Below are 13,862 nucleotides of genomic sequence, written 5' to 3' on the forward strand. Positions count from 1 at the left end.
GAGTAAAAAATGGCCTGGGATACTGAAGGGACGAAACGTAAAATTCTGCAAGCAGCGATGGCTGAATTTGCCCAGTTTGGCCCGAATGGCACCACCCACGAACGGATCGCCAGGCAGGCTGGAGTAAATAAAGAACGTGTTTACAATTACTTTGGCGACAAGCCAGCGTTATTCGCAGCCGTGTTACGCAATGAACTAGCCAAGGTGGCATTGGCTGTGCCTGTACAATCTTTTGCTGTCGAAGATATTGGCGATTACGCGGGGCGTGCGTATGACTATCACCTCGAAAACCCTGAGCTTAGCAGGCTTATGCGCTGGGAAGGGCTTGCTTACGACGGAGAGGTGCCAGACGAAGAACTGCGACGTGAATATTATGGGTATAAGGTTCAGGCAGTGACCGATGGGCAGCACCAGGGAGTTGTTACCCAGGCCCTTGACGCCGATCACCTGGCTTTTCTGATATTGGCTCTGGCCGGATGGTGGTCTGCAGTGCCACAGGTCGCGCGTATGTTAACGGGGCCAGACAGCGCTGAAGAACATGCCAGACGGAGAGCTTCTGTCGTCGAGGCTGCCCGGCGCCTGGCGACAGCCCCATAAAATGCATGTTGGAAAAAGCACGGGTAAAACCAATTAAGCAAAATCATGACAGTAGCGTTTCTCAGTCATAATAAGCGCCGAAGGGGCGCAGCATGTGCGCCCCTTGGTTTTCCCTGAGCGGGATATTAAATACGCGCCGCTTCCGGCAATTTCTTCAGGTAATGGCCAACCAGCAGGGCCAGCAACAGCATCACGCTGATGAAGGCAACTACGCCGCTCCAGCCAAAGTTATGCCAGAACACCCCGCCCAACGTCCCGGCAACGCTGGAACCAACGTAATAACAGAACAGATAGAGCGAAGAAGCCTGGCCTTTGGCGCGGCGTGCGCGGCGGCCAATCCAACTACTGGCAACCGAGTGGGCGGCAAAGAAACCGGCGGTGAACAGCATCATGCCAATAAAGATCACTGTGACAGGGGCCAGGGCGGTGATCAGTATCCCGATCAGCATAATGATAATGGACGCCAGCAGCACCGGACCGCGACCAAATTTGGAGGTCAGGGCACCCGCTTTGGGTGAACTGTATGAACCGGTGAGATACACCACTGACAACAGGCCCACAATGGCCTGGCTAAGATGATAAGGATCGCTCAGCAGGCGGTAGCCAATGTAGTTGAACATCGTCACAAAGCTGCCCATCAGCAGGAAACCTTCGGCAAACAGCAGCGGCAGCCCTTTGTCGTGCCAATGCAGCTTAAAGTTAATCAGCAACGTTTTTGGCCGCAATGAACTGGCGCGGAAGTGCTTGGACGCGGGCAGAATGCGCCAGAACATGCAAGCCGCCGCCAGGGCGAACACCCCAATCACCGCCAGCGAGATCCGCCAGGAGAAGAAATCGGTGAGCACCCCGGTCACCAGGCGCCCACTCATCCCACCGATCGAGTTGCCGCTGATATAGAGGCCCATAGAAAACGCCACGAAGCTCGGGTGGATCTCTTCACTCAGGTAGGTCATACCGACTGCCGCAACCCCGCTCAGCGAAAGCCCAATCAGCGCCCGCATCAGCAAGATGCCGTGCCAACTGGTCATGAATGCACAGATTAGCGTACAGATCGCCGCCAACAGCAGGGCTACTACCATCACCGACTTGCGGCCGATAGCATCTGACAGCGGGCCGGTAAACATCAGGCCGATGGCCAACATCCCAGTGGAGAAGGAGAGAGAAAGGCTGCTCTCCGCTGGGGAGATGCCAAAATCTTGCGAAAGCACCGGCAAGATCGGTTGCACACAGTACAGCAACGCAAAGGTAGCCAGCCCGGCAGAGAACAGCGCCAGGGTCACGCGCATAAACTGCGGTGTACCGCGTTCGATGTAGGGGAGTTTATTCAGCGTGGTGCGTTTGGTTGTTGGGGCACTGTCAGGGGCAGGCAGCGTTTTTGGCATACTGGCCGCAGAACGCGAAGCGGTTGTCACAGCGGTTCCTTACCGGGTTCGGGAGATGAAAAATACGTCTTGAGTCACAAAATCATAGGGAGCGGCCAGTTTTTTGTCTAATATATTAATCATCCTAATTAAGACGTTTAAAGTATGAATATCGAGCTCAGACATTTACGATACTTTGTGGCCGTCGCCGAAGAGCTGCATTTTGGTCGAGCGGCGGAGCGGTTACGGATTTCCCAGCCGCCCCTTAGCCAACAGATCCAGGCACTGGAGGATATGGTGGGTGCGCGTTTGCTGGCGCGCAATAACCGTAACGTCAGCCTGACCCAGGCGGGGGAGATGTTCTTGAAAGAAGCCTATCAGGTGCTTGCCCAGGTCAACCGGGCAGCAGAGAAGGCGGCGCGCCTGGAGCGTGGCGAATTGGGTGAACTGACGATTGGTTTTACCTCTTCGGCGCCGTTTATCAGCGTGGTTTCCCGTAGCTTGCGAGCCTTTCGCCAGTTATCACCGGATGTGCATATCAAAATGCGTGAGGTGAACACCAAGCAGCAGCTTGAGCCGCTGCTCAACGGAGAACTGGATCTGGGCGTGATGCGCAATACCCGACTGCCGGATGCGCTGCAGCATCAGTTGTTATTACGCGAACCCTTGCTTGCCGTGGTGCCAAATGGCCACCCGTTAACCCTAAAGGCACCCGGCACGCTGCGTTTCAGTGATTTGGCCCAGGAACCTTTCGTGTTCTTTTCCCGCGAAGTGGGCACCGCGCTGTACGACGAAATTCTGGCTTTACTGGCCAATGCTGGTATCGCCCCTTACATCACGCAAGAAGTGGGGGAAGCGATGACTATTATCGGTCTGGTCGCTGCCGGGTTAGGGATTTCCATTTTGCCGATGTCATTTGGCAGAGTGAAGATCGATGGGGTGACCTATCTCCCGTTGGCCGAGCCGGAGGCGATGACCGAGGTCTGGTTGGTGCACCATCGTAGCAGGCCGTTAACGGCAGCGGCCAAGGCGTTAATGGCGCTGATGCTCGAGCCCAAAGCTGTGTAAATAAGAGGCGTTTTTGGCGGAAAACTCGGTGAATTTGTGCTGTTAATCACATAACGAATCAAATAGTTGACGCTGTATTCCAAAAGCCCCACCATAGCCTCTAATCTTTATTTAGAAGCGCGAAAAATAGCAGGAGCGGGTGTGTGATTGCTGATGGGCAGCCTGGGCATATTGATCAGATCAAGCAAACCAATGCAGGGGCAGTTTACCGGCTGATAGATCGGCTGGGGCCGATTTCGCGCATCGAATTATCCAAGCGGGCACAGCTGGCACCTGCCAGTATCACCAAGATAGTGCGTGAGCTGCTCGAAGCGCATCTGGTTAAAGAAACCGAATATCAGGAAGTGGGCAGCCGTGGCCGACCGGCCGTTGGCCTGGTGCTGGACACCGAAGCCTGGCATTACCTCTCTGCACGCATCAGCCGTGGCACCATTACCCTGGCGCTGCGCGATCTCAGTAGCAAGATGGTGGTTGAAGAACTGCTGCCGTTAAAAGCCGAACATGCTGAGCCTTTATTACAGCGCATCGTCAGCGAAGTAGAGCAGTTCTTTATCCGCCACCAAAGCAAACTGGAACGTTTAACCGCCATCGCTATTACGCTGCCCGGCATGATTGATACCGCCGCGGGTATTGTTCACCGCATGCCGTTTTATGACGTCAACGAAATGGCGTTGGGGCCAGCGCTAGAGGCACTGACTGGCCTGCCGGTTTATGTTCAACATGATATCTGCGCCTGGACGATGGCAGAGGCGCTGTATGGCGCATCCCGTGGCAGCCACAACGTCATTCAGGTTGTCATTGATCATAACGTCGGCGCAGGGGTGATCACTAACGGACGCGTACTGCATGCGGGCAGCAGCAGCGTGGTGGAGATTGGTCACACACAGGTCGATCCTTACGGTAAGCGCTGCTATTGCGGCAACCACGGTTGCCTGGAAACGGTCGCCAGCATTGAAAACATGCTGGAAATTGCCCAGCAACGTTTGGGAGGTTCGATGTCTTCCATGCTGCATGGCGCGCCATTGACCGTGGAATCACTGTGCGATGCGGCTTTGGCTGGCGATCAGTTAGCCAAAGATATTATTCTTGGCGTCGGGCACAGCGTCGGGCGCATCGTGGCGATCATGGTCAACCTGTTCAACCCGGAAAAAATCCTGGTGGGTTCACCGTTGAACCGTGCCGCAGAAATCCTGCATCCGGCGATTGCTTCCTGCATTCGTCAGCAATCCTTGCCTGCGTACAGCGAGCATGTCCAAGTTGAGTCCACCCAGTTCTTCAACCAAGGCACCATGCCGGGAGCCGCACTGGTGAAAGAAGCCATGTATAACGGTTCATTGTTGGTGAAGTTGCTACAAGGTTGATTTAGCGGTCGTCTTTCACGCTACGGCGTTAATTGCCTGGGATTGGATCCAAAAGCTACACTTCCAGCGTCTCCTTGGCGGGGGTGCGTTTTTGGCCGATCCTAAGAGCTTCAAGGACCAACGAGAATGCAGGAGAAGGCTGTTTGCGACTGGGATAATACAGGTAGTAGCCAGGGAAGGGTTTGCACCATTGCTCCAGCACACGAACCAGATTACCTTCTTTAATATGTGCTCCAAATTCTTCTTCTGGCAAAAAAGCAATCCCGTGTCCTGCGAGCGCCGCAGCAAAAATATGTTCAGAGGTATTGAAAATGAGCTGTCCGCTGACGCGGACATTAAGATCCCCCTCATCTTGATCAAAATCCCAGATATATAACCCTCCAGACCTGACCATACGTTGATTGATGCACCTGTGTTGCGTTAACTCATGAGGGGTGTTGGGGACAGGATAACGTGAAAAATAGCCCGGAGATGCCACTGCGGCCATACGTAATTTGGGCCCGATGGGGACCGCTATCATGTCTTTATCAATGGTGTCACCCAGTCGAACTCCGGCATCAAAACGATCTGCCACGATATCGCGAAAACCATGGTTCGCGTCGAACTCGATATTAATATCCGGGTACTCATGCAACAGCGGGGTCAGCTTTGGCAGCAGGGTACTGTGTAAAAAATTTGGCCCGCAGGTGATACGGACCGTACCTGCAGGCTTATCGCGCAGCTCGGTCAGCATATCCAGTTCGGCTTCAATCTCATCGATGCGATTACCAATAGCCAGTAGCAACCGCTCTCCGGCGGAAGTCGGCGATACGCTACGGGTGGTGCGCGTCAGCAGGCGAATTTGCATACGACCTTCAAGTGCAGAAAGCGCCTGGCTGAGTGCAGGCTGCGTGACGCCCAACTTTGCCGCGGCACGGGTAAAGCTGCTTTCACGTGCGACCGTGACAAAATAGAGCAGGTCGTTCAGGTTGCGTTTCATCAGGTATGGCCCGTGTTATTAATAAGCTACAGTTATAAACCTATTAAGTATTCATTAGCTAGTAATGATGCACCCTGAGTGTAAAATTTCCAGCAAGAGATTATTAAGCGATGGCAGATAAACGCTGTTGCTCTTTTCATTTTTACTTTCCTGACGTTATTCCTACGAATAGCGTTCGGCCGCGGTTTACCTGAAAACTGCCGGGGATTATTCGGGAGCAGCAATTTATGCCCATATTGTCGAACGACCTCTCTCCTCATAAAGAACGCGCGTACTGGAGCGGAGTATTCGCCATGACGTTGTGCGTCTTTGCGCTCATTGCCTCGGAATTTATGCCTGTCAGCCTGTTGACGCCCATATCGGGAGATCTAGGCGTCAGTGAAGGGCTGGTTGGGCAGGGGATCGCTATTTCCGGCGTATTTGCGGTACTGACGAGCCTCTCCATTTCCACATTGGCCGGAGGTCTCGATCGCAAGACATTATTGTTGAGTATGACTGCGTTGATGGCGCTCTCCGGAGCCATTCTCGCGTTAGCACCCAGTTACCTGATTTACATGGTTGGCCGTGCCCTGATTGGTATTGCTATTGGTGGGTTCTGGTCCTTATCAGCCGCTACTGCTCTTCGCCTGGTTCCGCAACACAAGGTTCCAAGTGCGCTGGCCATTTTTAACGGTGGTAACGCGTTGGCAACCGTTATAGCTGCACCACTTGGCAGTTATCTGGGCTCGGTCATCGGTTGGCGAGGTGCATTCTTTTGCCTTGTTCCGGTTGGAGTGATTGTTTTTATCTGGCAGTGGTTCAGCCTGCCTGCAATGACGGCTGATAAAAGCGATAAGCCTACCGGTACTGTTTTTCGTCTTTTGGCTAACCCGCTTGTGGCGATGGGGCTTGCGGCCTGCGGATTATTCTTTATGGGCCAATTTGCTTTGTTTACTTATCTACGTCCGTTCCTTGAGAGGGTAACGCAGGTAGATATCACCACGTTGTCGCTTATTTTACTGACAATCGGAGTTGCTGGCTTTATGGGAACCCTGGTGATTAGCGCATTTTTGGCATCAGGTTTTTACCCCACACTCATTGCCATCCCTTTGCTGATGGCCGCTATTGCCGGAGCACTGATCGCTTTTGGTCAGAGTGTTTGGATCGTGGCAACACTACTTGGTTTATGGGGCTTAATCGCCACAGCTGCACCTACCGGTTGGTGGACGTGGATCGCCAGAACACTGCCGGAGGATGCGGAAGCTGGCGGTGGCCTGATGGTTGCCATAGTGCAACTGTCCATCGCATTAGGCTCCACAATCGGCGGGTTAGCATTTGACCATAGCGGTTATCAAAGCACCTTCACCATCAGCGGCATTTTGTTAGTGATAGCCGCCGCCCTGGCGCTATTGACGTCACGTAAAGATATCCACCAAACCCAATGAGGAATTCTCTGATGAGAAAATTTACCATGCTGTTAGGGCTGTTAATCAGTTCGTTTGCGGCAGTTGGAGCCGATATGTCTAACGGAGCCGATAACTTTTACAAAAGCGATGAGGTCACCCAGCAAAAGGTGGCCTTTAAAAACCAGTATCAGATGAATGTGGTCGGTAATCTGTTTATGCCGAAAGGCATGGATCAGAATGCTCAACACCCGGCGATTGTCATTGGCCATCCTCAAATAATGTCCAAAGCCGCATTCTGACGGGTGTGGCTAATCCTTTCTGGATCCATCGTATGAAATATCAGAGCACTTTAGTACCGGGTCTGCTGCTGGCTTGTACTTTGGCAGCTCATGCCGACATGATCATTAACCCGCCCCTTAAGGAGAGCCCGATGACGGTTAAAATGAATATTGATGACCAACAATTTGAGGTCAAACTTCACGACAATCCAGCGGCTAAAGCATTTGTTAATACTTTACCATTGCAACTTGGCATGGAAGAGTTGAATGGTAATGAGATATTTGCCGACCTTCCTTATAAGTTGCCTTCAAGTCCTGTATGGCCTGGGACCATTCAGGCAGGCGATCTCATGTTGTACGGCACGCAAACGTTGGTGTTGTTCTATACATCATTTGAATCCTCCTACCGCTATACCCCCATCGGGAAAGTTATTCATCCAGAAAATCTCCCCACTGTGGTGGACAAAAAGACAATAGGGGTTAGGTTCAACGACCATTAAAACAACGGTAGTGAGATCCCCGGTGCATGCCGATACGGGGCACTCGGCGCCACAAAAACCTGGGTACGTTTTCGTTCCATTGGCCTTGATGCCCCTTATCAGAGTTTCTTATTATTTACCGCCAAAAGATTGAGCTACCTCAAGCCCCCGTTGAGTTGCATCCCCTAGACTTTTGCCGTAGGACGACTCTCGCCGTGATTTACGGCGATTTTTTAGGTTAACGAGGCATTTCAAGGCAATCTATTCATGTTAAAGCGTTTATTTGTTACAGGCACGGATACCGACGTAGGTAAGACTGTGGTTTCCCGCGGTTTATTGCAGGCTTTCGCTGCACAAGGTCGCTCAGTGGCGGGTTATAAGCCCATTGCGGCACGCTGCCAGGAAACCAGTGAAGGCATCCGCAATCGAGACGCTTTAGTTTTACAGGCCTCTTCCTCACTGCCGCTGTCCTATGACGAAATCAATCCGATCACCTGTCTGGATGAGGTTTTTCATGCCCATGCAACCCAGGATATTGATTACGGCCTGATGAGCCGTGGTTTGCACCATCTTGCCGCCAAGGCCGATACGGTAGTGGTTGAGGGCAGCGGCGGCTGGCGGGTATTGATGAACGATCTCCGTCCTTATGCCGAGTGGGTGGTACAGGAACAACTGCCGGTTATCCTGGTGGTCGGGATCAAACTGGGCTGTGTCAGCCATGCACTATTGACCGCACAGGCAATTATTAACGATGGCTTACCATTGCTGGGCTGGGTGGCTAATCGTATCAACCCTGGTTTAGCGCACTATGCAGAAACTATCGATGCGATGCAGCAGCGTATTCCGGCTCCGTTGCTGGGTGAGATCCCTTATCTGCCACGCGCGGAACAACGTGAGCTGGCACAATATTTGGACGTTTCGCAGCTGGTTGACCGCTACGCGTTGTGATAAACCGACTGTGGGCGTAGCCCGCGAGCAATGGTAGTGGCGATAACGCAAGCCAACAGAATGCCTGGCAGCAGGGTATATTCCCCGGTCATCTCAAACACCATTAATGCCGCCATAATTGGCGCATGAGTGGTGGCAGCCAGCAATGTCGCCATACCGGTCAGTGCCAGCAAAATGGGCACTGCGGTACCCAACTCTGGCCATAGGCCAAACATCTGGCCCACCACCGAGCCCAATGCGGCCCCCACGAACAATGTCGGCGTAAACACGCCACCAGGTGCACCTGATCCACTACTGGCCAACAGGGCTAACAGTTTGCAAATCAGGATCGCACTGACCAGCAGCATCCCCGGTGGTGCCGAGAGCAAAGATTGCACCACGCTATAGCCATTTCCCCAGACTTCGGGATACAACAAGGAAAGCAGCCCGACGATCAGCCCGCCAAGCGCCAGCTGTAATGGCGGTATGAGGTTAAGTGAGCGAAATGCCCGGCCGCTGGCCGCCATCGCCCACAGAAACAGCGGGCCACAAACGCCTGCCAGTATGCCCACCAAAGCCATTAACAGATACTGCACCGGCCAGGGCGCAGCAAGCGGCTCCACGATATAGAGCGGAGCCTGGCCACCGTTCAGCAGATTGGTCATCAGCAGCGCGCTCACGGCGGCAATCACTACTGGGCCAAGCGAGGCCAGCATCAACGAACCAAACAGGATTTCTGCGATAAACAGGCTACCCGCCAACGGGGCATGATAGGCGCTAGCCATCCCGGCTGCGGCAGCGCAAGCCACCCACAATTTCCATTCTTTTGCCGGGGTAAAGCGCTGGGCAAATACCGAACCCACCAACGCCCCCAGCAGGATCATCGCCCCCTCTCGGCCAATGGTGCTGCCGCTGGAAACCACCAACAGCGAGGCCAGGCATTTTATCAGGCTGGCGTTAACGGCCAATCGTCCGTCACCGGCTTCAATCGCTTCCATATAATCCGTTGGAGCGATGGGTTTTTGATGTTGGTACCGCTGGTAGATCCACAACAAAAAGCCGGCGGCCAATCCACCCAATGCAGGTGTCAACGCTCTCCGCCATCCGGGCAGTGCAGCGGCAGCGGCCACCAAACTGCCTTCCTCGTGATCCAGCAACAACCATTCAAGCCCGAACATGGCGCGGTGAAATAACCACACGGCCAGCGCAGCACAAATGCCGAGTAGGATGGCAATAAACAGATGGCGCAGCAGGGCGCGATAGTGGTGCAGAGGGACCAATTGATTCATGTGCTGGCAGATGATGAATAATAAGAGGTTCAGGTGGGCATTGTGCTTGTCTACCCACCTGAAAACCAGAGAATCTTTATCAGAACCCTGGCGTTGTGGCCAAAGTATTAACCTCCAGGAGGCGTGGCAGGCTGATATTTACCGCTCATACCTTCCAATAGCGCAACCAGATCCTTGATGTCGCTTTCTGGTAGGTCAACGCCGACCTGGTAGGTCAGCATATCCTTGACTGCCTGCTGCAGCGAAGCCACGTTGCCATCGTGGAAGTAAGGGGCGGTTTGGGCGATGTTACGTAACGTAGGGGTTTTGAAGCGGTGGCGATCGTTATCATTTTTAGTGACGTTGTAACGGCCAAGATCCGCCTCCGTGGGGTTACCGCGAGCGGCAAAGTAATCCGCTTTCAGCCCCATCACCTCATAGGACTGGCCCCCAAGGTTGACCCCGGTGTGGCAGGTGCCACACTTGTTTTGCTGGAACAGTTGATAACCGTGTTTTTGCTGCGCCGTCAGAGCGTCATTATCGCCTTTCAGGTAACGGTCAAACGGGCTGTCTGGCGTGATCAGCGTCTTTTCGAACTCGGCAATGGCGTCGGTAATGTTATCGCCGGTGAAGCCGTTAGCATAGACGCGCCGGAAATCGGCCTTCAGCAAGGCGTCCTGATCCAGTTTAGCGATGATTTCATCCCAGGACTCAGAGGCCATCTCGATCGGGTTCATCGGCGGGCCACCGGCCTGGGCCTGTAAATCTGCTGCTCGGCCATCCCAGAACTGCGCCATATTGAAGGCCGCATTAAACACCGTCGGGGCGTTGATTGGCCCAACCTGATCGCCAACCCCCAATGATGAGACGCGGCCATCCACGCCACCTTCTCCCAGCTTATGGCAGTGGGCACATGAGATGCTGTTATCTTTAGACAGGCGCGGATCGTGGAACAGCCGGAAGCCCAGCGCCACTTTCTGCGGATCGGTAGGTAGCGAGGCTGGCAACGGCTGTAAAGCGGCACCGCGCAGTTCCGCTGGCGTATCCGGCAAAGTGTAGAACTGTTCGCGCTGTTGACGAACCCAGCTCAGTAGTTCATTGCGATCGCCGTCGCTGACGTTTCCGGCCCAGTGGACCATCTTGTACATTGGCGGTGGCATCTCCTGGTTTTGCAGCACGGCTTCCAGCTTGGCCAGATCGACTTCAGGTACCGCGGTTTTTTGTTGCAGAGCAGTGCGGGTAGCATCAAGGTTGAAATGCTGATTTCCACTGAGGATATCCTGCGCCATAATTTGTTTGGCGATCGGCAACTCGGCATAGAAGGGAAGCTTGGCCGAGTTGGAGTGGCAATAGTCGCAGCCATTGCGGGTTAACAGAGTATCGATTTGATTGCTGGCAACGACGGGGTTACGCTGTTGATCGTAATGGTAGACATAGCCGACGGTCCCCAAATAGCCGACGACGGCGGTAACGGCACATCCCAGAATAATTTTTTTAATCATGTTCTCGCTCCAATGAGTTGACTGCCAGATAACCCTACATATAAAGAGGTAATAAATTGGGCAATCGGATTGTCATGGCCAGGGGCGGTTGGCAACTTGATTAAAATCAATCACTATCATTGGCGTACGCTATCGTTCAGATAGGTTTTAACGATGAGGCAGGCGTGGCGAGGCTCACAGGCCATTTCTAAGAAATACCTTATTATTCAATTAGGTGACGATTTATAGGTGACACCGTCACAATTTGTTCGATTGGTGCGTTGTTGCGGGAATTTGGTGCACCACCTCCCCAGACAAACTACAGAATATCCCTTGGCTGTTATAATCCGGGGAAAATAAAAGACATAGGGACACATTTTAAACTGATGACCACTAACACTTCTGCGAGCACCGCCCAAGTAGCCCATCGGCCGTTGATTCTGATTGCCTGCATGCTGGCGATGTTCATGTCTGCCATTGAAGCGACCATTGTCGCTACCGCGATGCCGACGATTATTGGCGATCTGGGTGGTTTTTCGTTGCTGGGCTGGGTGTTTTCGGTCTATTTGCTGGCACAGGCCATTACCATCCCGATCTACGGGCGCCTGGCAGATTTATACGGCCGGAAACCGATCTTTTTCTTTGGCGCCACGCTGTTCCTGTTGGGGTCGGTCCTGTGCGGTTTCTCATCGAATATGTATTGGCTGATTGCCTTCCGCCTGCTGCAAGGGCTGGGCGCCGGGGCGATCATGCCGATCGCCACCACTGTGATCGGTGATATTTACAGCGCCACCGAACGGCCAAAAGTGATGGGGTATCTTTCTAGCGTCTGGGGTGTTTCGGCTATTCTTGGCCCGTTACTGGGTGCATTTATCGTGCAACACACGTCTTGGGCCCTGGTATTTTGGGTCAACCTGCCCATTGGCCTGCTGGCGATGTATTTCCTGGGGCGCTACCTGCCAGACCTCAAACAGGGGCGCAAACATGCGTTGGATCTGGCGGGAACGGCTTGGCTGACGATCTTTGTCGCTGCATTGCTGCTTTCACTCTTACAGGCGGAAATGCTGGGATGGTGGGTCATACCGTTGCTGGCGTTGGCGTTAGTGGCGCTCAACCTGTTAATTCGTCAGGAGCGCCGTGCTCCTGAACCGTTGTTCCCATTGGCCCTGTGGCAAAACCGCGTGATTGTGGCTGGCAATATTGGCGGCGTGGTGATCGGTGCTGCCATGATGGGCATCAGCGCCTTCCTGCCAACCTTTATTCAGGGCGTGAAGGGGGGAACTCCGCTGGAAGCCGGAACCACGTTGGCCTTGATGTCGATTGGCTGGCCGTTGGCCAGTATGCTGAGTGGGCGTTTGATGCTGCTGACGTCTTATCGCACCACAGCACTGCTTGGTGCGCTGCTGTTGGCGGCCGGGGGCTTTATCCTGCTGTTGTTACAGCCTTCAGGTGGTTTACTGTGGGGGCGGGTTGCGGCGTTCATCATCGGGGTCGGTATGGGGTTGTGCAACACCACCTTCCTGGTCTCAGTACAGAATGCAGCACATTACAGTATTCGCGGTATCGCCACCGCCTGCACGGTATTCACCAGGATGGTCGGTTCGGCCATCGGCACCGCCATTTTGGGGGCCACGTTGAATATCAACCTGCATTTGCGGCTGCCACACACGGTTGATCCGGTGCAGCAGTTGATGGAGCCAGAGGTTCGCAACACCATGCGGCCAGAGGCGCTGGCGGATCTCATTGGGCATGTTGCCGCCTCAATGCATTGGGTATTCCTGGTCTCGGCGTTGATATCGCTGTTTGCCTTGGGCGCGGCTATGCTGATCCCGGCGCGTCATCGGCCACAGGGCGAAGGTGAAGAGGTTAAACAGGCCTAACGAAGAAGAAGGGCGCAGTAACGAACTGCGCCCTGGAGCCGGTTACTGCGGGGCTTGGGTGTCTTGGCTGGTGCCAGTTTGCGCCGCATCGCCGCTTTCGTCGCCGTTAATCAGGCGGGTATAGACGATTTTCTGCGTGTCTTGGCCACAGTGGCCGACAACCTGTCCACCGGTAAGGTTCGCCTGATCGTTAGGCACGATCTCCAGCTTGAAGCCGGATTCCGGTACGCCGTTATTGACAATCTTCTGGGCAATATCCGCCTTTATGCTCTCACATGAGGCAAAAGCGGCCAGCGGCGCGGTGGCTAACAGCAGTACACCTACTACAAGCGCTTTTTTCATCATTGGATCCTTATTTGAGACGAATGTTCTTTGTCAGGATAGCAGCATCAGGTTGAATAGTTTACCCTTACTCGCTATTACTGCGTGACTGGACGGCCAGTGGTGCGATCCAGACACTTACGGGTTGACGATTCCCAATAGGCATTGACGTTGTAGCTGTTATCACAACGATCTTCGTCATCAATAGCACGGTCAACCTTGTCAAACTCCTTCTCGACACGGGTGTTAACCTTGCTGCGCAGCGATTTGGTTTCGTTCCACTGCTCTTTGCTTTGACGAGCCTGTTCGTTGCTCATGGCTGCGCCGCCGCTGCCGTCAACCGTGACGCAGGTGCTGCCCTGGGTGCAAGAGGCAGCGAAGGCAGGAGCTTGCCAGGCACCGGCCAGCAACAACATGGCAACCGGTAACATCAGGCGCGGAAGGGAAAGTAATTTCATCGTTTCATCCTTATCAGTG

At 53.8% G+C, this 13,862-nt stretch carries 13 protein-coding genes and 1 pseudogene; 8 read left to right on the forward strand and 6 right to left on the reverse strand.

Annotated elements, in window-relative coordinates; genetic code table 11:
- The first annotated feature begins 9 nt into the window (after positions 1-9).
- Complete coding sequence (locus A6U95_RS22970; RefSeq protein ID WP_065686158.1) at positions 10-597, forward strand: TetR family transcriptional regulator; 588 nt, start codon at positions 10-12, stop codon at positions 595-597.
- A gap of 125 nt (positions 598-722) precedes the next feature.
- Here the strand turns inward: A6U95_RS22970 and A6U95_RS22975 are convergent, their stop codons facing one another.
- Complete coding sequence (locus A6U95_RS22975) at positions 723-1,979, reverse strand: MFS transporter (RefSeq protein ID WP_193569076.1); 1,257 nt, start codon at positions 1,977-1,979, stop codon at positions 723-725.
- Between the two features lie 144 nt (positions 1,980-2,123).
- On the opposite strand from A6U95_RS22975, the gene A6U95_RS22980 reads away from it, so the two are divergent.
- Together A6U95_RS22980 and A6U95_RS22985 are read left to right on the forward strand one after the other, a co-directional pair.
- Positions 2,124-3,026, forward strand: a complete 903-nt coding sequence (locus A6U95_RS22980) for a LysR family transcriptional regulator (protein WP_065686160.1) — start codon at positions 2,124-2,126, stop codon at positions 3,024-3,026.
- Positions 3,027-3,169: 143 nt separating this feature from the next.
- Complete coding sequence (locus tag A6U95_RS22985; protein WP_065686161.1) at positions 3,170-4,387, forward strand: ROK family transcriptional regulator; 1,218 nt, start codon at positions 3,170-3,172, stop codon at positions 4,385-4,387.
- Between the two features lie 55 nt (positions 4,388-4,442).
- On the opposite strand, the gene A6U95_RS22990 is transcribed toward A6U95_RS22985, so the two are convergent.
- Positions 4,443-5,366 carry a LysR family transcriptional regulator gene (locus tag A6U95_RS22990; protein ID WP_065686162.1) on the reverse strand — a complete coding sequence of 308 codons (924 nt, stop codon included), beginning with the start codon at positions 5,364-5,366 and terminating at the stop codon, positions 4,443-4,445.
- A gap of 227 nt (positions 5,367-5,593) precedes the next feature.
- Here A6U95_RS22990 and A6U95_RS22995 point away from each other — a divergent pair, with 227 nt between their 5' ends.
- The 4 genes and pseudogenes from A6U95_RS22995 to bioD all read left to right on the forward strand — a co-directional run bounded on the left by A6U95_RS22995 (position 5,594) and on the right by bioD (position 8,456).
- Positions 5,594-6,790 (forward strand): MFS transporter, encoded by a 1,197-nt coding sequence (locus A6U95_RS22995; protein ID WP_065686163.1) that lies wholly within the window; start codon positions 5,594-5,596, stop codon positions 6,788-6,790.
- A gap of 11 nt (positions 6,791-6,801) precedes the next feature.
- A pseudogene (locus A6U95_RS23000) lies at positions 6,802-7,023 on the forward strand (hypothetical protein); the annotation flags it as partial.
- A gap of 59 nt (positions 7,024-7,082) precedes the next feature.
- Complete coding sequence (locus A6U95_RS23005) at positions 7,083-7,529, forward strand: cyclophilin-like fold protein (RefSeq protein WP_065686165.1); 447 nt, start codon at positions 7,083-7,085, stop codon at positions 7,527-7,529.
- Between the two features lie 246 nt (positions 7,530-7,775).
- Positions 7,776-8,456 carry a dethiobiotin synthase gene (bioD, locus tag A6U95_RS23010; RefSeq protein ID WP_065686166.1) on the forward strand — a complete coding sequence of 227 codons (681 nt, stop codon included), beginning with the start codon at positions 7,776-7,778 and terminating at the stop codon, positions 8,454-8,456.
- Here bioD and clcB read toward each other — a convergent pair.
- Together clcB and A6U95_RS23020 are read right to left on the reverse strand one after the other, a co-directional pair.
- A complete protein-coding gene (gene clcB / locus A6U95_RS23015; protein WP_021178022.1) occupies positions 8,444-9,724 on the reverse strand; it encodes a voltage-gated ClC-type chloride channel ClcB in 1,281 nt (426 codons plus the stop codon). The two genes, bioD and clcB, sit on opposite strands and share 13 nt — an antisense overlap.
- A 107-nt stretch (positions 9,725-9,831) precedes the next feature.
- The gene (locus A6U95_RS23020; protein ID WP_065686167.1) at positions 9,832-11,205 is read right to left on the reverse strand and encodes a cytochrome-c peroxidase; all 1,374 of its coding nucleotides are present in this window, start codon (positions 11,203-11,205) and stop codon (positions 9,832-9,834) included.
- Positions 11,206-11,570: 365 nt separating this feature from the next.
- Here A6U95_RS23020 and A6U95_RS23025 point away from each other — a divergent pair, with 365 nt between their 5' ends.
- Complete coding sequence (locus A6U95_RS23025; RefSeq protein WP_065686168.1) at positions 11,571-13,064, forward strand: MDR family MFS transporter; 1,494 nt, start codon at positions 11,571-11,573, stop codon at positions 13,062-13,064.
- A gap of 42 nt (positions 13,065-13,106) precedes the next feature.
- Here the strand turns inward: A6U95_RS23025 and A6U95_RS23030 are convergent, their stop codons facing one another.
- Together A6U95_RS23030 and A6U95_RS23035 are read right to left on the reverse strand one after the other, a co-directional pair.
- The gene (locus A6U95_RS23030; protein ID WP_065686169.1) at positions 13,107-13,406 is read right to left on the reverse strand and encodes a DUF1161 domain-containing protein; all 300 of its coding nucleotides are present in this window, start codon (positions 13,404-13,406) and stop codon (positions 13,107-13,109) included.
- A gap of 77 nt (positions 13,407-13,483) precedes the next feature.
- On the reverse strand, positions 13,484-13,843 hold the full coding sequence (locus A6U95_RS23035) for a DUF1283 family protein (protein WP_024486637.1): 360 nt from the start codon (positions 13,841-13,843) through the stop codon (positions 13,484-13,486).
- Between the last annotated feature and the right edge of the window lie 19 nt (positions 13,844-13,862).

The sequence above is a fragment of the Serratia sp. 14-2641 genome, from assembly GCF_001692375.1.
GTDB classification, from domain to species: Bacteria; Pseudomonadota; Gammaproteobacteria; order Enterobacterales; family Enterobacteriaceae; genus Chania; species Chania fonticola_C.

What these genes read in the sequence shown, in the direction of transcription:
- A6U95_RS22970 (WP_065686158.1), top strand. Translation starts at nt 10, where the DNA reads ATGGCCTGGGATACTGAAGGGACGAAACGTAAAATTCTGCAAGCAGCG.
- A6U95_RS22975 (WP_193569076.1), bottom strand. Translation starts at nt 1,979, where the DNA reads ATGCCAAAAACGCTGCCTGCCCCTGACAGTGCCCCAACAACCAAACGC.
- A6U95_RS22980 (WP_065686160.1), top strand. Translation starts at nt 2,124, where the DNA reads ATGAATATCGAGCTCAGACATTTACGATACTTTGTGGCCGTCGCCGAA.
- A6U95_RS22990 (WP_065686162.1), bottom strand. Translation starts at nt 5,366, where the DNA reads ATGAAACGCAACCTGAACGACCTGCTCTATTTTGTCACGGTCGCACGT.
- A6U95_RS22995 (WP_065686163.1), top strand. Translation starts at nt 5,594, where the DNA reads ATGCCCATATTGTCGAACGACCTCTCTCCTCATAAAGAACGCGCGTAC.
- A6U95_RS23005 (WP_065686165.1), top strand. Translation starts at nt 7,083, where the DNA reads ATGAAATATCAGAGCACTTTAGTACCGGGTCTGCTGCTGGCTTGTACT.
- bioD (WP_065686166.1), top strand. Translation starts at nt 7,776, where the DNA reads ATGTTAAAGCGTTTATTTGTTACAGGCACGGATACCGACGTAGGTAAG.
- clcB (WP_021178022.1), bottom strand. Translation starts at nt 9,724, where the DNA reads ATGAATCAATTGGTCCCTCTGCACCACTATCGCGCCCTGCTGCGCCAT.
- A6U95_RS23020 (WP_065686167.1), bottom strand. Translation starts at nt 11,205, where the DNA reads ATGATTAAAAAAATTATTCTGGGATGTGCCGTTACCGCCGTCGTCGGC.
- A6U95_RS23025 (WP_065686168.1), top strand. Translation starts at nt 11,571, where the DNA reads ATGACCACTAACACTTCTGCGAGCACCGCCCAAGTAGCCCATCGGCCG.
- A6U95_RS23030 (WP_065686169.1), bottom strand. Translation starts at nt 13,406, where the DNA reads ATGAAAAAAGCGCTTGTAGTAGGTGTACTGCTGTTAGCCACCGCGCCG.
- A6U95_RS23035 (WP_024486637.1), bottom strand. Translation starts at nt 13,843, where the DNA reads ATGAAATTACTTTCCCTTCCGCGCCTGATGTTACCGGTTGCCATGTTG.